The sequence below is a fragment of the Bacillus smithii genome, assembly GCF_001050115.1.
GTDB classification, from domain to species: Bacteria; Bacillota; Bacilli; order Bacillales; family DSM-4216; genus Bacillus_O; species Bacillus_O smithii.
Genome location: NZ_CP012024.1, coordinates 52,341 through 73,664 on the forward strand (window position 1 = coordinate 52,341; position 21,324 = coordinate 73,664).

20 protein-coding genes are annotated in these 21,324 nt (G+C 40.5%); all 20 read left to right on the forward strand.

The features are described from left to right. Positions 1 to 7 precede the first annotated feature (7 nt). The 20 genes from yabG (at position 8) to yabQ (ending at position 21,316) form a co-directional block, all read left to right on the forward strand. Positions 8 to 889 carry a sporulation peptidase YabG gene (yabG, locus tag BSM4216_RS00225; protein WP_003352320.1) on the forward strand — a complete coding sequence of 294 codons (882 nt, stop codon included), beginning with the start codon at positions 8 to 10 and terminating at the stop codon, positions 887 to 889. 863 nt (positions 890 to 1,752) lie between these two features. Continuing rightward, positions 1,753 to 2,022 carry a biofilm formation stimulator Veg gene (gene veg / locus BSM4216_RS00230; protein WP_048622332.1) on the forward strand — a complete coding sequence of 90 codons (270 nt, stop codon included), beginning with the start codon at positions 1,753 to 1,755 and terminating at the stop codon, positions 2,020 to 2,022. Between the two features lie 208 nt (positions 2,023 to 2,230). Next, positions 2,231 to 2,416 carry a small, acid-soluble spore protein, alpha/beta type gene (locus BSM4216_RS00235; RefSeq protein WP_003352318.1) on the forward strand — a complete coding sequence of 62 codons (186 nt, stop codon included), beginning with the start codon at positions 2,231 to 2,233 and terminating at the stop codon, positions 2,414 to 2,416. A gap of 125 nt (positions 2,417 to 2,541) precedes the next feature. Continuing rightward, positions 2,542 to 3,903 (forward strand): IS1182 family transposase, encoded by a 1,362-nt coding sequence (locus BSM4216_RS00240; protein WP_048622333.1) that lies wholly within the window; start codon positions 2,542 to 2,544, stop codon positions 3,901 to 3,903. A gap of 732 nt (positions 3,904 to 4,635) precedes the next feature. Next, positions 4,636 to 5,505, forward strand: coding sequence for a 4-(cytidine 5'-diphospho)-2-C-methyl-D-erythritol kinase (gene ispE, locus BSM4216_RS00245; RefSeq protein ID WP_003352317.1), 870 nt, complete (start codon positions 4,636 to 4,638; stop codon positions 5,503 to 5,505). Between the two features lie 61 nt (positions 5,506 to 5,566). After that, complete coding sequence (purR, locus tag BSM4216_RS00250) at positions 5,567 to 6,400, forward strand: pur operon repressor (RefSeq protein ID WP_003352315.1); 834 nt, start codon at positions 5,567 to 5,569, stop codon at positions 6,398 to 6,400. 15 nt (positions 6,401 to 6,415) lie between these two features. Further along, positions 6,416 to 6,793 carry a RidA family protein gene (locus tag BSM4216_RS00255; protein WP_003352314.1) on the forward strand — a complete coding sequence of 126 codons (378 nt, stop codon included), beginning with the start codon at positions 6,416 to 6,418 and terminating at the stop codon, positions 6,791 to 6,793. Between the two features lie 273 nt (positions 6,794 to 7,066). After that, positions 7,067 to 7,360 (forward strand): septation regulator SpoVG, encoded by a 294-nt coding sequence (gene spoVG / locus BSM4216_RS00260; protein WP_003352313.1) that lies wholly within the window; start codon positions 7,067 to 7,069, stop codon positions 7,358 to 7,360. A gap of 183 nt (positions 7,361 to 7,543) precedes the next feature. Beyond that, positions 7,544 to 8,917, forward strand: a complete 1,374-nt coding sequence (glmU, locus tag BSM4216_RS00265; RefSeq protein WP_048622334.1) for a bifunctional UDP-N-acetylglucosamine diphosphorylase/glucosamine-1-phosphate N-acetyltransferase GlmU — start codon at positions 7,544 to 7,546, stop codon at positions 8,915 to 8,917. 15 nt (positions 8,918 to 8,932) lie between these two features. Further along, complete coding sequence (locus BSM4216_RS00270; protein ID WP_048622335.1) at positions 8,933 to 9,889, forward strand: ribose-phosphate diphosphokinase; 957 nt, start codon at positions 8,933 to 8,935, stop codon at positions 9,887 to 9,889. 200 nt (positions 9,890 to 10,089) lie between these two features. Then, positions 10,090 to 10,734, forward strand: coding sequence for a 50S ribosomal protein L25/general stress protein Ctc (locus BSM4216_RS00275; RefSeq protein WP_048622336.1), 645 nt, complete (start codon positions 10,090 to 10,092; stop codon positions 10,732 to 10,734). 300 nt (positions 10,735 to 11,034) lie between these two features. Continuing rightward, positions 11,035 to 11,595, forward strand: coding sequence for an aminoacyl-tRNA hydrolase (gene pth / locus BSM4216_RS00280; RefSeq protein ID WP_048624341.1), 561 nt, complete (start codon positions 11,035 to 11,037; stop codon positions 11,593 to 11,595). Positions 11,596 to 11,661: 66 nt separating this feature from the next. After that, the gene (gene fin / locus BSM4216_RS00285; RefSeq protein WP_003352307.1) at positions 11,662 to 11,892 is read left to right on the forward strand and encodes an anti-sigma-F factor Fin; all 231 of its coding nucleotides are present in this window, start codon (positions 11,662 to 11,664) and stop codon (positions 11,890 to 11,892) included. A 70-nt stretch (positions 11,893 to 11,962) separates the two neighbouring features. After that, complete coding sequence (gene mfd / locus BSM4216_RS00290) at positions 11,963 to 15,490, forward strand: transcription-repair coupling factor (RefSeq protein WP_048622337.1); 3,528 nt, start codon at positions 11,963 to 11,965, stop codon at positions 15,488 to 15,490. A 295-nt stretch (positions 15,491 to 15,785) separates the two neighbouring features. Further along, a complete protein-coding gene (gene spoVT, locus BSM4216_RS00295) occupies positions 15,786 to 16,322 on the forward strand; it encodes a stage V sporulation protein T (RefSeq protein ID WP_048622338.1) in 537 nt (178 codons plus the stop codon). A gap of 202 nt (positions 16,323 to 16,524) precedes the next feature. Continuing rightward, positions 16,525 to 18,120, forward strand: coding sequence for a putative polysaccharide biosynthesis protein (locus BSM4216_RS00300; protein WP_061778482.1), 1,596 nt, complete (start codon positions 16,525 to 16,527; stop codon positions 18,118 to 18,120). Next, entirely contained in the window at positions 18,120 to 19,586 is a 1,467-nt protein-coding gene (yabN, locus tag BSM4216_RS00305) for a bifunctional methyltransferase/pyrophosphohydrolase YabN (RefSeq protein WP_048622340.1), read from the forward strand. The genes BSM4216_RS00300 and yabN overlap by 1 nt, the downstream gene beginning before the upstream one ends. Before the next feature lie 75 nt (positions 19,587 to 19,661). Then, positions 19,662 to 19,922, forward strand: coding sequence for an RNA-binding S4 domain-containing protein (locus BSM4216_RS00310; protein ID WP_040340798.1), 261 nt, complete (start codon positions 19,662 to 19,664; stop codon positions 19,920 to 19,922). Positions 19,923 to 20,390: 468 nt separating this feature from the next. After that, positions 20,391 to 20,690, forward strand: coding sequence for a sporulation protein YabP (gene yabP / locus BSM4216_RS00315; protein ID WP_048622341.1), 300 nt, complete (start codon positions 20,391 to 20,393; stop codon positions 20,688 to 20,690). Then, the gene (yabQ, locus tag BSM4216_RS00320) at positions 20,687 to 21,316 is read left to right on the forward strand and encodes a spore cortex biosynthesis protein YabQ (RefSeq protein ID WP_048622342.1); all 630 of its coding nucleotides are present in this window, start codon (positions 20,687 to 20,689) and stop codon (positions 21,314 to 21,316) included. Before yabP ends, yabQ begins: the two co-directional genes overlap by 4 nt. Positions 21,317 to 21,324: the final 8 nt, after the last annotated feature.

Here is a 21,324-nt window from a genome sequence, read left to right on the forward strand (position 1 = left end):
GACGGTTATGGGGATCAAAATCAATGATATGGTCGGCCGGCAGTCTTACAAATGCGATTTGTTGTTTCGGGTTATCGATTTCACAAATATAAACGGAAAAGAGATGGCGATTTTATACGGTGAGGATTTTCGATTAATGGCAGACGCCCCGATTGAGGATTTGATCGTCATCGAACAAAAAGAACAGCTGGAAGCGGCTCGCCAGATCAGAACGCTGGAAAAACAATCATTTGAGCTTTTTCAACGAGACCTCCATTTGCTGAAGGAAAGGCAAGAATATGAAGTTACAGGGGGCTACAACGAGGAAGGATCCAATATATTTCAGATACCTGGAAAAGTGTTGCATTTAGACGGAGATCCGGCTTTTTTAAAAAAATGTCTGGCTGTCTATGGACAATTTGGAGTTCCCGTCAAAGGCATACATTGCAGTGAGAAAGATATGCCGGTAAAAGTGTTGGAGCTTTTGGAACGGCATCGGCCGGAGATTCTTGTCATAACGGGACATGATTCCTATTCAAAGTCAAAAGGGAAAAAATCGGATTTAAATGCTTATCGAAATTCCAAATATTTTGTTCAAACCGTAAAGGAAGCTCGAAAAAAAATACCGAGTCTTGATCAGTTAATTATTTTTGCGGGTGCTTGCCAATCCCATTTCGAATCATTAATTAGGGCCGGCGCCAATTTTGCCAGTTCGCCGTTTCGAGTCAACATTCATGCCTTGGATCCTGTCTATATTGTAGCTAAAATCAGTTATACCCCTTTTCATCAATCGGTTAATGTGTTAGATGTCCTTAAGAATACATTAACTGGAAATAAAGGGTTAGGCGGTGTAGAAACGAGGGGAGTTTTAAGGACCGGAATGCCGTACCATTGGAATTTAGATGATTAAGCTGTAATGAAGGAGTTTCATTACAGCTTTTTATATGTGCGCCCGGCATGTACATGAACTATAGGGTGTAAGTCCCGAACCCCGAAGACAGAAGTAGAGGTTAGCCAAGAGCAAGGGTGTCCGTGGTGACGCGGAATCTGAAGGAAGCTGGAGGCAAAACACCGGTCCGAGGAACACGAACCTCATATAAGGCTAGGTATGATTGAGTGAGTTTGCATAACAAAACAAAGCTCTTTCTGTCGAAGGTCATATCGAGTAAATGAGGCGGATAGATGGTGTGAAAGTGCATGTACTTACCCGGGGAGGTCTGGCGGATATGTGAAGTACTCTTCATAACCTACTTAGTGATAAGTAGCTGAACCGTCAGAAGTCAGCAGAGGTCATAGTATTAGTTGGTCTAGAACAACTAAGAAGGACCGAACAATTAAGAGAGAATAGCCCTTGGTATTCAGTGAGTCATGATGAACACAGAAAACGTAGTACCTCACTTGAGGGAGGAAGCGGTGAATCCCGTGGGAGACCTCTTGGAGGGTGGAGTGACCACTGGCATAAAGAGAACAGCTATTCACGGAAGTTATAAAGACTTGCGTCAATTATCTTAATTGAACCGCCGTATACGGAACCGTACGTACGGTGGTGTGAGAGGACGGGAGTTAATCGCTCCCTCCTACTCGATTGGATGAAAAAATTAAAGCGGTGTTTACATAAAACATCAGTGAAGTGGCATATTAGAACTGTAGAAAAAAGAAATATTTTGAAAAAATAAAAATGTTGACAGTAAGGGTTTTCGTTGATAGAATTATTAATTTATTTGACCACATGTACAAGCTGTGCTATAATAAAGGACAGTGAGGTGGAAGCAAATGCCGAAAACATTAGCCGACATTAAAAAAGCACTTGATTCCAATCTTGGAAAAAGACTTTTGCTAAGAGCAAATGGTGGTCGAAGAAAGACCATCGAGCGATCCGGTATATTAGCTGAAACGTATCCAGCTGTGTTCGTCGTTGAATTGGATCAAGACGAAAACTCTTTTGAAAGAGTGTCGTACAGCTATGCGGATGTGTTGACAGAAACAGTGGAGTTAAAATTTTACGAAGATTCAACAGGGAATATGGCATTAGGGCAGCAGTAGACATCATGTTTGCTGCTTTTTGTTTTCCAATATTGGCGGCAGCCCCCTGTTATAAATAAAGTACTTCGAAACAAAATAAATATGCGGCATAGCTACAACTTTCATCGATTCTTTATGACCGATGAGTGAACCGATCTTGCTTTTTTCGAGCTCTTTTCTCTGTATAGAGTAGGGGTTCGTTAAAGCAAGATAAAAGGGGGATGCTTATATGGGCAAAAGACGAGGAGTTATGTCCGATCGTTTCAAAGAAGAACTTGCCAAAGAACTTGGGTTTTATGATGTCGTCCAACGAGATGGTTGGGGCGGCATAACGGCAAGAGACGCAGGAAACATGGTTAAACGAGCTATCGAAATGGCCGAACATCAGCTCATTAATAAGCAACAATCTGAATAAAAGCCGCACAAAGGCCGGGAAATCAAATTCCCGGCCTCAGACTGTCGACAAATCCGAAAAAACCGGATTTGCCGACAGTCTTTTTTTGTATAATTAAGATACCGTAATGAATTGAGGTGGATGAAGTGCTAACAAAAAATACACAGATGAATCGTGATCAAATAGAAATGATAGCTTTAGACCAACTTGTACCTGCAGATCATTTGGTTCGTAAAATCGACGCTGCTATTGATTTTTCATTTATCTATTCGCTTGTTCAAGACATGTATTCATCGGAAAGAGGTCGACCAAGTATTGATCCAGTTGTATTGATTAAAATGGCTTTCATCCAATATACCTTCGGTATTCGTTCCATGCGAAAAACTATAGAGGAAATCGAAACGAATCTGGCTTACCGTTGGTTTCTTGGATTTGGTTTTTATGATAAGGTACCTCACTTTTCAACGTTTGGGAAAAACTACGAGCGACGCTTTAAGGATACAGACTTATTTGAACAGATATTCTATCGCATTTTGAAAGAAGCTGCAGATAAGAAGCTGATAAGCAGTGAGCATGTCTTTATTGATTCTACTCATGTCAAAGCGAGTGCGAATAAGCATAAATTTGAGAAGAAAGTGGTTCGAAAAGAAACGAAAGCCTATCAAGCACGTCTACAAGATGAGATAAATGCTGATCGAGAAGCACATGGAAAAAAGCCATTTCCTCCAGATAAATTTGGGAAAGAAGAATATAAAGAAATAAAAGAAAGTACCACTGATCCGGAAAGTGGTTACTACGTAAAAGACGAGCGAACAAAACAGTTTGCTTACTCATTCCATGCTGCTGCGGATCGAAATGGCTTTGTTTTGGGGGCTATTGTAACGCCAGGGAATATTCATGACAGTTCCGTATTGGAGCCACTTCTTGAAAAAGTCATAGAAAAACATGGAAAACCGGTTGTAGTTGCTGCTGACGCTGGATATAAAACTCCCGCCGTTGCCCAATACATATTTGAAAATGATATGACCCCTGCTTTACCTTATACTCGCCCTCGTACAAAGGATGGTTATTTCAAAAAACATGAGTATGTTTACGATGAATACTACGATTGTTATCTTTGTCCGCAAGGACAAGTGTTAAAATATGCAACTACGACGAAGGAAGGCTATCGTCAATATTTTTCTGATCCAGTCCAGTGTAAAGATTGTCCATTCCTTTCGAAGTGCACCCAAAGTAAGGAGCATAAAAAACTGATTCAGCGACATGTATGGGAATTTTATTTAGAGGAAGCTGATCATCTTCGGCATACACAAGAGAATAAGAGCATTTATGCAAGACGGAAAGAAACCATTGAACGTGTTTTTGCTGATGCAAAGGAAAAGCATGGTATGCGTTGGACAACCTTAAGAGGTCTAAAAAAATTGTCCATGCAGGCGATGCTAACTTTTGCTGCAATGAATTTGAAAAAGATGGCTTGCTGGACATGGAAAAGTCCAGCAATAACATAAAATAGACCCCTGGAGGGGTCTATTCCAAACATTTGAAAGCATAAAAGTGACAAAAGGCATCCGAAAGCGCACATTCGGATGCCTTTTGTCTACACTCTGAGGCCGGGAAATCAAATTCCCGGCCTTTTTTATGCAGAGAAGAGATCCTCTTTATTCCTCGACTGTGTCCTCTTTATCACTTCAAAATAAAGAACACGCAAAGATCACAGAAAAATTTCGATGAAGCGACAACCATGATAGACGGATTTTCAGATACAGGGAAAGTAAAAGTTCATGAAATGATATCGATTTTTTCATCTAAACCTTTGTTTTGTGTAAAGTAAAACGACTCTTTTGCATTGAATAGGAACTGTCCGTGTTTTTAAGTCATTCATGATGCATGTTTACGAGGATTTTATCCGTTCGCTTTGTCTACTGTTTATTGAAAAGCTTCACAATGATATCAGCTAAGAGATAGAGTTCATGAACCCGGTCTTTTCATTGTTTTTTGAAAATGGTAAAATAACATACTTGAATGGCTATAATGTGAAAGAATACATACATTTGCATAACAACGTTTTATTTTTTCTTTAGTAAATGATTGATTGACAAATACATCGAACGTTCGATTGGGATGAAGGAAAGGCACATGGGTGTTCTTTTCTGTCTCTAAATACCTTCCGATTTCAAACTGCTCAGGGCGGTTTCCAATATCAAACCATCATTCTTCGGTTCAATAGAGTAGGTGAATAAATGAAATTGCATGTAAAAGCACCGGCGAAAATCAATTTATCTTTAGATGTCCTTCATAAGAGACCTGACGGCTATCATGAAGTGGAAATGGTAATGACGACCATTGATCTGGCAGATCGAATAGAGTTAAAAGAATTACGACAAGATGAAATTAGAATTGACTCTCATAACCGTTTTGTTCCCGACGATCATCGCAACTTGGCGTTTCAAGCGGCTAAGTTGTTAAAAGAAACGTATCACATCAAAAAAGGCGTCTCCATTTCCATTGATAAAGCGATTCCGGTAGCGGCCGGACTTGCAGGAGGAAGCAGCGATGCCGCGGCTGTGCTTAAAGGTCTTAATCAAATGTGGCAATTAGGTCTCTCTCTAGAGGAACTGGCCGACCTAGGTTCTCAAATTGGATCTGATGTTTCATTTTGTGTTTTTGGAGGAACGGCGCTTGCAACCGGTAGAGGGGAAAAAATTACCCCGCTTCCAACACCGCCGAATTGCTGGGTGGTTTTGGCCAAACCCCAAATAGGGGTCTCTACCGCGGAAGTTTATCGAAATTTGAAATTGGAAGAGGTTCGACATCCGAATACGAAAGCAATGATTGAAGCGATTGTCGAGCAAAATTATGAAAAAATGTGCCAAAATGTAGGAAATGTATTGGAAAGTGTCACTTTAAAAATGCATAAGGAAGTGGCGCAAATCAAAGAACAAATGATTCGATCGGGAGCGGATGCAGTATTAATGAGCGGAAGCGGGCCTACTGTTTTCGCTCTTGTACAGCATGATTCACGAATGAATCGGATTTACAATGGGTTGAGAGGATTCTGCGGCCAAGTTTTTGCGGTTAGAATGCTGGGCGGACCGCCGACCATTGTGTAAAACCGTATATTAATGTATATTTAAAAGAAAATATTCGGTTTTAAGGAGGCGCGGTGATTATATGAAATTTCGGAGAAGTGAACGGCTCATTGATATGACTTATTATTTATTAGAACATCCCCGCGAGCTAGTATCTTTAACTTTTTTTTCGGAAAGGTACGGTTCCGCCAAATCCTCCATTAGTGAGGATTTGGGAATTTTGAAAGAAACGCTGGAGCAAAGAGGGATGGGCACTTTACAGACCATTCCCGGCGCTGCAGGTGGGGTCAAGTTTTTTTCAAAAGTAAAAGAAGAGGATGCAAGGGCATTTATTAAAGAATTATGTCAGCAATTAGAAAAACCTGAGAGGCTTCTTCCCGGTGGATATTTATTTATGACAGATCTCATTGGAAACCCGCAAATCATACACAAAATTGGGAAACTATTAGGATCCGCGTTTTCTGAAATCGAAATAGATGTGATTATGACGGTGGCCACCAAGGGTATCCCAATCGCTTACGCTACAGCTGCCCATTTAAATGTGCCAGTGGTCATTGTCAGAAGCGACAGTAAAGTAACAGAGGGACCCACTGTAAGCATCAACTATGTTTCCGGTTCGACAAAACGGATACAAACCATGGTGTTGTCAAAACGAAGTTTAAAAGAGGGATCAAGAGTGTTGATCGTGGATGACTTTATGAAGGCCGGCGGAACGATCAACGGAATGAAAAGCATGCTGGCTGAATTTAATGCCGAAGTGGCAGGCATCGCCGTTTTGGTTGAGTCCGAGCATGCAGAGGAACGATTGGTGGAAGATTATATTTCACTTGTAAAATTGCGGGATGTTGATGTAAAAAAGAAGGAAATAAAGGTAGATGAAGGGAATTATTTTACTAAAAATATTCATTTTATTTAAGGAGAGAAAAGAAGGATGAAACAAGTTGCTACGAAGAATGCCCCTGCTGCTATCGGCCCTTATTCCCAAGGAATCATTGTCAATAACCTCTTTTTCAGCTCAGGTCAGATTCCGTTGACGCCTGAGGGAGTATTGGTGGAAGGAAGCATTGAAGAACAGACAAGGCAAGTGTTCCGCAATCTGCAAGCTGTATTGCAAGAGGCGGGAGCGTCGCTGGAAACCGTTGTAAAAGCAACGGTATTTTTAAAGGATATGAATGATTTTTCCGTTGTAAACGACATTTATGCGGAGTTTTTCGGGGACCATAAACCGGCTCGATCTTGTGTGGAAGTGGCTCGGCTGCCAAAAGACGCAAAAATTGAAATAGAAGTGGTTGCACTCGTGAAATCATGATGGATAAAAAACTGTCAACATCGTCGGCAGTTTTTTTTCATTGGACTCCTTACACATAATGATTCAGCTTCTTTGATGGTTGGAAATAGAGATGGGTTCATCCATCATCCTCATTTTTTTTACCGGCTGTTTTACAAAATTATTTTGGAGACGTTAAGAAAAAAGGAGTGACTACTAAAAATTTTTAAAAAATTTTCCTATTAAAAGAAGGAAAATTAGAAATACTGTTGAATATATTTATTAGATTTTCACAAAGGAAGGGTGGTGAACAGAGTGGAAGTAACAGATGTTAGACTCCGCCGTGTCAACACAGACGGTCGTATGAGAGCAATCGCTTCCATCACTCTGGACAACGAATTTGTTATTCATGATATTCGAGTAATTGATGGCAATAATGGCTTATTTGTCGCCATGCCGAGCAAACGGACACCGGATGGTGAGTTCCGTGATATTGCTCATCCAATTAACTCCAATACTCGCGGTAAAATTCAAGACGCAGTATTGAGCGAATATCATCGGTTGGGAGAATTAGAAGAAATAGAATTAGAAGAAGCCGGAGCTTCCTAATCACATATGAAACAGCATGAGCCTACTTCATAAGTAAGGCTCTTTTTTTGCGCTTCTACCCCCCATCATTTACCATCCTTTTCTTTCCCACGCTGAAAGCATGAGTTTCCCAAGCAACCTTGAAAAGATTGTGTATTTAGGATATCATTCAATATGGATAAAAAGGTTATTGGGGGACCCTGTATGACAAATATATATGCCATTGTTTTGGCTGCCGGCCAAGGCACAAGAATGAAGTCTAAGCTTTATAAAGTATTGCATCCTGTATGCGGCAAACCAATGGTAGAGCATGTAATCGATCAAGTTTCGACTTTGAATACAGATAAGATTGTTACTATTGTAGGCCACGGCGCGGAAGCAGTAAAAGCGCAGTTGGATGGAAAAACGGAGTTTGCAGTACAGGAAGAACAATTAGGTACAGCTCATGCCGTTATGCAAGCGGAAGGGCTTTTAGGTGATAAAGAAGGAATCACATTAGTGATTTGCGGTGATACGCCGCTTATTCAGGCTGATACAATGAAAGCGCTTATCGAACACCATCAACAGCATCAATCAAGCGCTACGATCTTAACGGTTCATATGGATCAGCCGGATGGATACGGCAGGATAATCCGCAATCAGGAAGGCTTTGTTGAGCGGATTGTTGAACATAAAGACGCAACGGAAGAAGAGAGAAAAGTACAAGAAATTAATACTGGCACTTACTGTTTTGACAATAAAGCTCTTTTTGAAGCATTAAAGAAAGTAAGCAACGATAACGCTCAAGGAGAATATTATTTGCCGGATGTCATTGAAATTATGAAATCGGAAGGAAAAACCGTTGCCGCTTATCAAATCGATGATTTTGAAGAAACGCTCGGAGTCAATGATCGAGCTGCTTTAAGCCAAGCAGAGAAAATTATGAGAAGAAGAATCAACCTTCATCATATGAAAAATGGTGTCACTATTGTTGATCCCGACCACACCTATATCGGAACGGACGTAGTGATCGGACAAGATACGATCATTTACCCAGGCACGATGATCACAGGTCACACTGTAATTGGAGAAGATTGTGAAATTGGGCCTAATAGTGAGATAAAAGATTGCACCGTAGGGGATCGAACATCGATTCGCCAATCGGTTGCATACGATAGTGCCATTGGCAGTGATGTGAAGATTGGCCCGTTCGCGCATATCCGCCCAGATTCCCAAATTGAAGATGAAGTAAGGATCGGGAATTTTGTTGAAATTAAAAAGACGGTATTTGGCCGCGGAAGCAAAGCTTCACATTTAAGTTATATAGGAGATGCAGAAGTGGGCAAAGGAGTGAACATCGGCTGCGGCTCCATTACCGTAAATTATGATGGTAAGAATAAACATAAGACGAAAATAGAAGACGGGGTTTTTGTCGGCTGTAACTCAAATCTAGTTGCTCCTGTGACAATCGGCAAAGGCGCCTATATAGCTGCAGGCTCCACGATTACGGAAGATGTCCCTGGGGATGCTTTAGCGATAGCGCGCGCCCGCCAAATCAATAAGGATGGCTATGTTCAAAAATTAAACCATAACAAATAATTTCGGAGGTCCATCATGTATAACCAGTATTTAGATCCAAATTTGAAAATCTTTGCCCTCAATTCCAACAGGGCATTGGCAGAAGAAATTGCCAATTTTGTCGGAGTGGAGCTTGGAAAGTGTTCTGTTAAACGTTTCAGCGACGGAGAAATCCAAATTAATATTGAGGAAAGTATTCGTGGATGCGATGTCTATGTCATTCAGTCAACCAGTTCTCCGGTGAATGATAATCTGATGGAACTGTTAATTATGATCGATGCCTTAAAACGGGCTTCTGCCAGAACGGTGAATCTTGTGATTCCTTATTACGGTTATGCACGACAAGATCGAAAAGCGCGCGCTCGTGAACCGATTACAGCAAAATTAGTGGCAAATTTATTGGAAAAAGCCGGTGCGACCCGTGTCATCACATTGGATTTGCATGCCCCGCAAATTCAAGGATTCTTTGACATTCCTATCGATCATTTAATGGGAGTTAAAATTTTAGCCGATTATTTCAAAAAGAAACAGTTCGACGACGATATTGTGATTGTTTCCCCTGACCATGGCGGTGTTACACGCGCTCGAAAAATGGCGGAACGCATGAAAGCACCGATTGCCATTATTGACAAACGTCGTCCAAAACCAAATGTTGCTGAAGTCATGAATATCGTGGGAAATATTGAAGGGAAAATTGCTATTTTAATAGATGACATCATTGATACAGCTGGTACAATTACATTAGGAGCAAACGCCCTTGTAGAAAACGGGGCTAAAGAAGTGTATGCATGCTGTACACATCCGGTATTATCCGGGCCGGCGATTGATCGGATTCAAAATTCCAATATCCGGGAACTTGTTGTAACCAACTCTATTGCTCTTCCCGAGGAAAAGAAAATCGATAAAATCGTGGAACTTTCCGTTGCACCATTAATGGGTGAGGCCATTATTCGTGTTCATGAAGATCAATCTGTCAGCATGCTGTTTGATTAATCCATCATCGAAAATAGATCTTGCGGATGGTATGGATTCCAAAAATAAGGAGCAAAAGAATGAAGGGTGTGTTCGAAGCAATAATGGGCGGCTTTCCATACATGTTTTTCATGTAATGACCATGTTTAAAGATTGCCTGTTTAGGCAATTCATATAAAAGGGTTTTTACATTAAAAAACTAGAACGGGAGGATGTCTAATATGAGTGCAGTACTAGAAGTGAAAAGACGGAATGACTTGAGAAAATCGACATTAAATAAACTTCGGCGTGAAGGAAACATACCGGCCGTTATATATGGAAAGGGATTAGAAAATCAAGCGGTTTACGTAAGCAGAACAGATTTGCTAAAAACGATTAAAGAAGTGGGAAGGAATGGAATAATCACCTTAAATATTGATGATCGTGAGCAGAGCGCTGTTTTACACGACTATCAAGAAGATACGCTCACAGGCGAAATGATTCATGCTGACTTTTTTGCTGTCGATCCTTCCACGGAAATCTCCGCTGAAGTTGTGGTGGAATTAAAAGGGGAAGCTCCAGGTGTAAAAGATGGCGGTGTTTTGCAGCAGCCGTTATTTGAATTGACTGTAAAAGGCAAAGTGACCGATATACCGGATGCCATTCAAGTGGACGTTTCCCAATTGCAAGTCGGTGATACGATTACCGTAGGAGATATAAAAGAACATTATCCATTTGAGATTCAGCACGGCGATGAAGAGACGATTGTCTCTATCTTGGCTCCGCGTCAAGAAGAAGAAATCAGCACCGGCGAACAACAAGAGCCTGGCATACCGGAAAATGAAGAAGGAAGGGAAACACCGGCAAGCAAAGAAAGCGAAGGTTAATAGGTGTAAGGGCACAGCATGAAAGGCTGTGTCTTTCTTTCATAGTTGTGTTTATTACTGAAATATAACTGTGTTGGCAAAAATTTTTTACGATGAAATCATAAGGGGTTCTATGCTTTTATCCACTTCCCATTTCAAACATCTATTTTGACTGAATAGAGAATCTTCAGTTTAAGATAAGAAAAAGAGATTTTTACGAAAAATGTTATTTTTTTCAAGCAGGGCGGTTGCCTCGCTTTTTTTGTACATACCGCATAATATGATAGAATGTAAAGAAGAAACTTGAGGTGTTTTTGGATGATAAAATTAATAGCGGGGCTTGGAAATCCCGGTGAAAAGTATAGAGGAACAAGACATAATATTGGATTTGATGTGATAGACGAGCTTGCGCATCGATTGCAATCTCCATTGACAACTGCGAAGCACAAAGGAATTTATACGATTGTACGGTCAGGCGGGCATCAATTGTTGCTGCTCAAACCTCTTACTTATATGAATTTGTCAGGGGAAAGCATTGCTGAAGTCATGCGTTACTATAAGATAGATATCGAGAATTTATTGGTTGTGTATGATGATTTAGATCTTCCGCCCGGAAAAATTCGCTTGCGCCAAAAAGGGAGCGCAGGTGGGCATAATGGCATAAAATCAGTCATACAACATACAGGTACAGAACAATTTAAAAGGATTCGGATTGGCATTGGACGCCCTGACGGAAATAATACGGTTATTGATTATGTATTAGGAAAGTTTGACAAAGAGCAGCAGTTGATCATGAATGAAGCCGTTAAAAAGAGTGCGGATGCTTGCCTTGAATGGTTAGAGAAGCCATTTCCCGAAGTCATGAACCAGTTTAACTCCTGAAGAATGAATATCCTCGTTTCGATGTGTACATACTAAGAATAAGATGTGCACACGGAGGAGGACGTAATGGCTATTCATTATTATTGCCGGCATTGCGGCATTAAACTGGGCAGTTTGGAAAAACATATTATTAGCAGTGAAAAGCTAGGTCTTCATAAACTTGCGGACCATGAACGAAAAGAGATGGTTCAATATGAAAGTAATGGCGATATTTCTATAAAGTCTATTTGTGAAGATTGCCAGGAATCGCTTGAACGATATCCGGATTTTCACCAAAATGATTATCTTATACATTGATTGAACAAGCTTTGGATGCGGTCCAAAGCATTTTTCTGTTTTTTTGTTTGGACGCCAGGAGGGGAGAATAATGTTAAAAAATTTAGAAAATTTACTTCTTACTAATGATGAAATTCAATCCATCACTCAAGGTGTAGAAATAGGGCTTTCAGAGCAGCTTATTGCCGGATTATCAGGCTCTGCGCGCTCTTTGCTCATCTCTTCCGTATATCACAAGACGAACCGTCCGACATTGGTCGTGACCCATAATTTGCTGCAAGCGCAAAAACTGTATGACGATCTTATTCAAAGCATCCCTGAAAACGAAGTGTATTTATATGCGGCCAATGAACTGATTGCGGCGGAAATCTCTATTGCGAGTCCAGAGTTAAAAGCCCAAAGGATTGAAATGTTGAATCATTTAACGACAAGCACTAAAGGTGTGTATATCGTACCGGTAGCCGGTTTGCGAAAGATCTTTCCTCCAAAAGATGTTTGGAAGAGATTTCAAAAGATGCTTTCTGTCGGGGATGAAGTAGATTTAGACAGCTTTTTGCAAGAATTGGTCGTAATGGGTTATGAACGAGCCGATATGGTGAACACCCCAGGCGAGTTTAGTTTAAGGGGAGGCATATTAGATATCTACCCGTTGACAACCCCTGATCCCATTAGGATCGAATTTTTTGACACGGAAATTGATTCGATTCGCACGTTTTCCATTGAAGACCAACGTTCCATAGAAAATTTAAAGGAAGTCAGCATTGGCCCGTTTTCCGAAATGCCGCTCGATCGTGATCAATTGGTGATAGTGGGCGATAGGCTTCAAACAGCGCTGGCAAACAGCTTGAAAAAGGTGAAGAATGAAAAAACAAAAGAACTTCTCACTCAAAATATTGGAAATGATGTTGAGAGATTAAAAACAGGCAGCCTTCCAGATCAAATGGCCAAATATATAGCGATTGCTTATGAACATCCTGCAAGTTTAGTAGATTATCTTTCGGACAGAGGAATCGTGTTTTTTGATGAGTTAAGCCGAATTAATGAAATGAATGACTCGCTGGAAAAAGAGGAAGCAGAATGGTATACGTCACTCATTGAAGAAGGTCAAATGGTACATGACTTGCAAGTGTCCCATTCGCTAGCGGACATCTTGTCATCGATAAAGACGCCACGGCTTTATTTTTCTTTGTTTTTAAGGCATATTCCTCATACCAATCCGCAAAATATTGTGAATTTGTCTTGCAAACCAATGCAAAACTTTCATGGCCAAATGAATGTCTTAAAGGCGGAAACGGAACGATGGAAACATGGAAAATATACAGTTGTCTTTTTGTGTTCCAGCAAAGAACGAATGAAAAAATTCCAAAGTGATTTAGAAGAGTATGAGATTGAAGCTTCATTGCTGGAGGAAGAAGAGAATCTGTTTATCGGCAATCATCAAATTCTATATGGGAATTTGCAAACGGGGTTTGAACTTCCTTCTTTGCGGCTTGCCGTGATTACAGAAGAAGAATTATTTAATAAAAAGGTAAAACAGTCCAAGAGAAGGCAAAAACTTTCGAATGCCGAGAGGATAAAAAGCTATTCGGAATTAAACGTCGGGGATTATGTGGTCCATGTGAATCATGGGATCGGAAAATATTTGGGGATTAAAACATTGGAGATCAACGGAGTCCATAAAGATTATCTCCATATTAAGTATCAGGGAACGGATCAATTATATGTACCGGTTGATCAAATTGACTTAGTTCAAAAGTATATTGCTTCCGAAGGAAAAGAACCGAAGATTTACAAGCTAGGAGGCAGCGAGTGGAAGCGGGTTAAAAAGAAAGTACAATCGTCTGTTCAAGATATAGCCGACGATTTGATCAAGCTTTATGCAGAAAGAGAAGCATCAAAAGGATATGCTTTTTCTCCTGATGGCGACTTGCAGCGGGAGTTTGAAGCGGCTTTCCCTTATCAGGAGACGGAGGATCAATTGCGCTCTATTCAAGAAATTAAACGGGATATGGAAAGAGAACGGCCGATGGATCGATTGTTGTGCGGAGACGTTGGATATGGAAAAACGGAGGTAGCTCTAAGAGCGGCTTTCAAAGCAATTATGGACGGAAAACAGGTGGCTATGCTTGTTCCCACCACGATATTAGCGCAGCAGCATTATGAAACGATGAAAGAGCGCTTTCGAGGATATCCGATCAATATTGGAATGTTAAGCCGTTTTCGAACACGAAAACAAATTCAAGAAACCATCAAAGGAATTAAAAATGGAACGATTGATATTGTAGTCGGCACGCATCGGCTATTGTCCAAGGATGTTCAATACCATGATCTAGGCTTGCTGATTGTCGATGAAGAACAACGTTTCGGAGTGACGCATAAAGAGCGGATCAAGCAATTAAAAACGAATGTAGATGTATTAACGCTAACGGCTACCCCTATTCCTAGAACACTGCATATGTCGATGTTAGGCGTAAGAGATTTATCGATCATCGAGACTCCTCCTGAAAACCGGTTCCCGGTTCAAACGTACGTGATGGAGTATAACGGAACGGTTGTCAGAGAAGCGATTGAAAGAGAATTGGCGCGGGACGGACAAGTTTTCTTCCTTTATAACCGAGTAGAAGATATTGAGCGGAAAGCGGAGGAAATATCTTTACTTGTGCCGGATGCGCGCGTTACGTATGCCCACGGACAAATGACCGAGTCTGAGCTGGAAGATGTCATTTTAAGCTTTCTGGAAGGCGAATACGATGTGTTGGTGACAACAACCATTATTGAGACGGGAGTCGATATCCCAAATGTCAATACACTAATTGTATATGATGCCGACCGGATGGGGTTATCGCAGCTATACCAATTAAGAGGCCGAGTGGGCCGATCCAACCGAATCGCTTATGCTTATTTTATGTATCGAAAAGATAAAGTTCTTTCAGAAACGGCAGAAAAGCGTCTGCAATCGATCAAAGAGTTTACGGAATTGGGATCGGGATTTAAAATCGCAATGCGCGATTTGTCGATTCGGGGAGCAGGAAATTTATTAGGCCCTCAGCAACATGGATTCATTGATTCAGTGGGATTCGATCTATATTCGCAAATGTTGAAAGAAGCGATTGAAGAAAGAAAAGGAATCACTGTGGAAGAAAAACCGCCTGTTTTTGAAGTGGAACTGGATATCGATGCTTATATTCCGGATGCTTATATTCCAGACGGACAGCAAAAAATTGAAATGTACAAACGGTTCCGTGCTCTTGAAACGTTGGAAGAAGTGGCTGAATTGCAAGAGGAAATGGTCGATCGTTTTGGTGAATATCCGAAAGAAGTAGAATATTTATTCCGAGTGGCGGAAATGAAAATCTTTGCGAAAGACGTTCATTTAGAGTCCATTAAGCAGACAAAAAATGAAGTGACGATTCTAGTCAGTGAAAAAGGGACACCGCTTTTAGACGGATCAAAAGTAGTAGAATTATGCCAAACATACGGTCGGATGATGGGATATGGAATGGACGGGTATAAATTAAAAATTACGATGAATATTAAAAATGTTCCTGTAGAAAAATGGTTTTCTATTGCTTACAACATTATTCAAAATTTAAAAGAAGCAAAAAAGAAAGCCTCTTGAATAAGTCGGCACCCGAAAGGAGCCATTGACCTGTTTGCCGTGAAGTGAATGCTGTTTTTTGATCCGTTCCTCTTATGCAAAATGATGAAAAATTTTTATGGATAACTGTTGAAAAGAGTATAAACTGAAAATAATGCCTCGCTTGAAATATTTTTTATCAATAGAAAATTCTCACTGAAAGTGAATAGAACTTCTAAGTTGTTAGATACTAACATCAACAAAATGAATGAATGTAAAACTGGCAAGCAAATAATGGATTGCCAAAAAATCATCTGATGAAAGCGAGGCAGCAAAGATGAAAGCAACAGGTATTGTTCGTCGTATTGATGATTTAGGACGTGTAGTCATTCCGAAAGAAATTCGCAGAACTCTTAGAATCCGCGAAGGAGACCCGCTTGAAATTTTTGTGGACCGGGATGGTGAAGTCATATTAAAAAAATATTCCCCGATAAGTGAATTGGGTGATTTTGCTAAAGAATACGGAGAAGCATTATATGACAGCCTAGGATGTTCGATCCTCATTTGTGACAGGGACGCAGTAATTTCTGTGTCCGGGGTGTCGAAAAAAGAATATTTAAATAAAAACATTAGTGATTTGATTGAAAACGCTATGGAAGAACGACAGTCGGTGATCCAAACAAACCAAGGTGAGGTCTCTTTTGTTGATGGCCACGAAGAAACGGTTCAATCATACACCATTGCCCCAATTATCGCTAATGGCGATCCAATTGGAGCCGTTATTGTCTTTTCCACTGATCGAACGATAGGCGAAGTGGAGAAAAAAGCCGCGGAAACTGCTTCAGGATTTCTTGCACGGCAAATGGAACAATAAGAACGGGAAGAGCAGCTTGAAAAAGCTGTTCTTTTTTCATAAGCAGGAGAAAACATACGAATTTTACACATCGTGAATCAGGAACGCCGCTTTTGCTTTAGATAAAAAGAAAAGAGAATTATTGGTATTCTGCAAACCTCTCATTTTGATATAATACATTCGACTATAGATGCTTATTATATGGAAGAAAGGCGGCGTTCTTTTGTCGAATCAATCATCACAGATATTTATGAAAGGAGCGCTAACGCTGACCGTTGCAGCACTTGCTGTCAAAGTGCTCAGTGCAGTTTATAGAATTCCTTTTCAAAACATTGTCGGGGATGTAGGCTTTTACATATATCAACAAGTATATCCGATTTATGGAATTGCGGTTGCCTTTTCTACTTATGGTTTTCCTGTGGCTGTTTCAAAATTGATAGCGCAAGGAGAAGAAAAGGACAAAAGCAGAATATTAACTGCTTCTTTTGTATTTTTGTCGCTGCTGGGAGTGCTATTGTTTTTAGCACTTTATTTTCAAGCAAAAACGATCGCAGCGGTAATGGGTGATCCGAAATTGGCAAGGCTCATTCAAATCATTTCACTATCCTTTTTACTGATGCCGTTTTTATCCGTTGCAAGAGGACTTTTCCAAGGAAAAGGCGATATGGTGCCGACTGCCGTTTCCCAAGTGACTGAGCAATTGATGAGAGTTGGGGCGATATTAGGCTTTTCCTATTGGTTTATCCATTTAGGCAGTAATTTGTATACTGTCGGCGGGGCTGTTCTTTTTGGATCGATTATGGGCGGATTGGCTTCCTCTATCGTGTTGATTTTTTTCTTAAAGCATAGGAGAGAGTCCATTTTTTATGTTCACCGCTTTTCTTTTGGCGAAATGGAAAGACGGTTGATCCAAACTTTAGTGCTGGAAGGCGTTGCGATTTGCTTATCTAGCATGATGCTTGTTCTCTTTCAATTTATGGATGCTTTAAGTTTATATTCGTCGCTAGTTGATTCAGGGATATCGAAATCGGCTGCAAAAGTTGCGAAAGGCGTCTATGACCGAGGGCAGCCGCTTTTGCAATTGGGAACGGTGGTCGCCACATCCTTTTCATTGACGCTTGTGCCGCTTATTAGCGCCAGCTATCAAGAAAGCGATTATGAGTCTGTTCACAAGAGCGTTCGCATTGCCGTAAAAATCAGCTTTGTCATAGGCCTTGCTGCCATGGTAGGGTTGTTAAATATTCTCGTTCCAACCAATATTATGCTATTTGAGAATGGATCTGGGTCCAATATTTTGGCGTTCTTTAGCGCTGGCATTTTGCTTAGCTCAATGGCGCTTACCTTTTCGGGAATTTTGCAAGGGGTAGGATCGCCGTATTTTCCTGCTATCGTCCTCTTCATCGGTCTTGTCGTTAAATTTGTCGGGAACTTATATCTTGTCCATATGTGTGGAGCAGTGGGAGCAGCTTTTTCCACGGTTCTTTCATTGCTGTTGACATCCTTGATTTTGTTTTTGAAAATCAAAACATTAATGCGCATTCAAGTGCTGCCATGGTCATCCGTTGGTCAAAGTCTTCTAGCGGCGGCAGCTATGACTGTTCTTTTACAAGTATGGTCGTTTCTTTTCCGATGCTTGGATTTTTCCGGCACCCGTCTGCAAGCGGCGCTGGAAGCAGTCGGTGGTGTTTTTCTAGGCGGCACTGTTTTTCTAGTGCTTATCTTAAAAATGAAGATATTCTCCAAAGAAGAATTGGTTTTGTTTCCGTTTGGCAGGAAATTGGTTCAAATAAGTGAAAAACTGAATGGGAGAAATGTATAATGGCTTATAAAATAACGATTGTTGGATTGGGAGCAGGTGATATAGACCAGCTCCCATTAGGAGTCTATAAACGGTTGAAAAAAGAGTCTTTCGTCTTTTTGCGGACAAAGGAGCATCCTGTCGTCCGACAGCTGGAGGAAGAAGGTGTTTCGTTTATCAGTTTTGATTCTGTTTACGAACAACACGACCAATTTGAACAAGTGTACGAAGAAATAGTCGAGCGTTTGTTGAACAAAGCAAAAGAGGAAGATATTCTATATGCTGTTCCAGGGCATCCCCTTGTGGCTGAAAAAACAGTCCAGCTTTTGCTTGAAAGGGGAAAAGATGCGGATGTGGATGTGGTGATCGGCGGCGGGCAAAGCTTTTTGGATTCGTTGTTTGCCGCTCTGAAAATCGATCCTGTAGAAGGATTTCAATTTTTGGACGGGACTGATCTGCATAGAGATGATATACATGTCCGCGGGCATATCATCATTGGGCAGGTGTACGATTCTTTCGTAGCATCCGATGTGAAGCTGACACTAATGGAAAAATACCCGGACGACTATCCGATTTATATCGTTCACGCGGCAGGATCGAGCGAGGAAAAAATAGTGAAAGTGCCCCTTTACCAATTGGATCATGAAATTTCTTCCGTCAACAATCTAACCTCCATTTATGTACCGCCGGTGAAGGATGACTTTGTTTACCGCGAATTTTCCTCATTGAGGGAAATCATTCGCATATTGCGGGGACCAAATGGTTGTCCTTGGGATAAAAAACAGACTCATCAGTCGTTAAAAAAATACTTAATAGAAGAATGTTATGAACTTTTATCCGCCATTGATCACGATGACATTGATAATATGATTGAAGAGTTGGGAGATGTTCTTCTTCAAGTGATGCTTCATTCTCAAATCGGCGAGGACGAAGGTTTGTTTTCGATAGAAGATGTGCTGGAATCCATATCCCGAAAGATGGTGCATCGGCATCCACACGTATTCGGAGATGAAACCGCTAAAACGGCGGAAGAGGTTGTGAAAAACTGGGAAGCCATTAAACAGAGGGAAAAGGGCAGAAGCGCTAAAGGCGGCGGTATTTTAGAGGAAATCGAAAAAGGACTTCCGGCCGTTATTAGAGCGTACGAAATTCAAAAGAAAGCAGCAAAAACAGGCTTTGATTGGGAGAAAGCGGACGAAGCAGCTCAAAAAGTGGAAGAAGAATGGCGGGAATTTTTAGATGAAGTCAAAAGCGGCGACAAAAAGAAACAAGTGGATGAATTGGGGGATGTGTTATTTGCATTAATCAATACAGCGCGCTTTTTCTCCATTCATCCGGAAGAAGCCCTTGCTCAAGCAAATGATAAATTTATTAGGCGGTTTTCTTATGTGGAACAGAAAGTGAAGGAAAGCGGTCAATCTTTCCAAGATTTCTCCTTAACGGAACTTGACCGTTTTTGGAATGAGGCAAAAGAAAAAGGACTTTGAAAATAGCAAATCTTTTATAACAAACCATCTAAATGTGAAAACACTCTTTAAAAAGGGGGAGAAGCAATGGAAACGATGCGGTTGGATAAATTTTTAAAGGTTTCGCGCATTATTAAAAGAAGAACGTTAGCAAAAGAAGTTGCGGATCAAGGCAGGGTATTCGTGAACGGACAGCAAGCAAAAGCGAGCACGAATGTAAAGGCAGGAGACGAATTGACCATCCGTCTTGGACAAAAAATCATAAAGGTTCGTGTTGAAAGTCTTCAGGAATCTACCCGGAAAGAAGACGCAGCGAGTCTCTATTCCGTATTGTCCGAAGAAAAAATAGAAGAATGAACTGAGGCTTTCTCCAAAGCCCCTTTTTAACAAGAAGACCCGCCGAGATATATCTATTTATCTCGACGGGTTTTTCTTTTGGGTGGCTTTCTTTCTGAAGCAGGCGGTTCTTTTCCTCCACTTGTTTCAGAAGATTGTAGGTGATGGCAATCAGCCCGATTCGATTGTACCAATCCAGCTCTCCCAGCAAGGTACGGGAGTCTTGCGGACCGTCCGCGGAAATCAAGTGAAATTCTCGATTGTCAACGCTCCCCGAAAACCATTCCTTCCATAAAAAACAGGCTTGTTCTATTTCTTCTCTTGCGTGCATATGTATTGTTACAAAGCATGTACTTTTTCAAGGCTTCCGTTTATAAGTAGATCCCTTTGGTTTCTCAGTTGGTTCAGACTAAAAAACAAATACAAATGACCAAGACGATGACGGACAAAGCCTTTTAAAAAGCGATGAAAGGAAGCGGGGGAGAAACTATGGCGCAATTTCAAGAGTCTAAAAATAATGGATCATATCAAGAACACGATGTCACTATGAGGGGCAGAAAACTGCTTGATATCACAGGCGTAAAGCAAGTAGAAAGTTTTGATAATGAGGAGTTTTTGCTTGAAACAGTCATGGGTTTTTTGTCTATTCGAGGTGAAAATCTTCAGATGAAAAATTTGGATGTCGATCAAGGAATTGTATCGATCAAAGGGAGGGTATATGACCTTATTTATTTGGATGATCAGCATGGGGAGAAAGCTAAAGGGTTCTTTAGCAAGTTGTTTCGATGAGCTTGACAACTCAGTTTTATACTATGCTTGCCATGATTGCAATGGGAAGCTTTTTTGGTGCATCGTTTGATACGTACAACCGATTTTTAAAAAGAAGCAAGCGGAATAGGTGGATCGTCTTTTTTCACGATGTGCTTTTTTGGGCCGTGGAAGGACTTCTTATTTTTTACATTTTATTTCTTGTGAATTATGGGGAAATTCGATTTTATATTTTTCTTGCTTTATTATGCGGTTTTGCTGCTTATCAGGCGCTTTTGAAAAGAGGATTTTTAGTCATATTGGAAAGTGTCATAACATTTGTAGCTACTGTTTACAAATTTATGTTAAAAACTCTTTACAATTTCATTTATATTCCAGTAAAGTATATTTTTTTGTTTACTCAAACTGCTATAATAATAATGGGAAAATCAATATTGATGTTAACGCTTGCCATATGGAAAGTATTGTTTTGGCTTTTAAAAGCCGTTGCATTACCGTTTCATTGGATTCTTAAAGGATTTTGGAAGTTATTGCCGGAATCGTTTAAAATATTCGTCGATAAGTTCTTGGCACGTTTAAAAGGAACTTTTGGAAAAATAAAGAATACTATTACTAAACTGTTGGACGGAGTACGCAAAAAGAAGTAAATACTGGA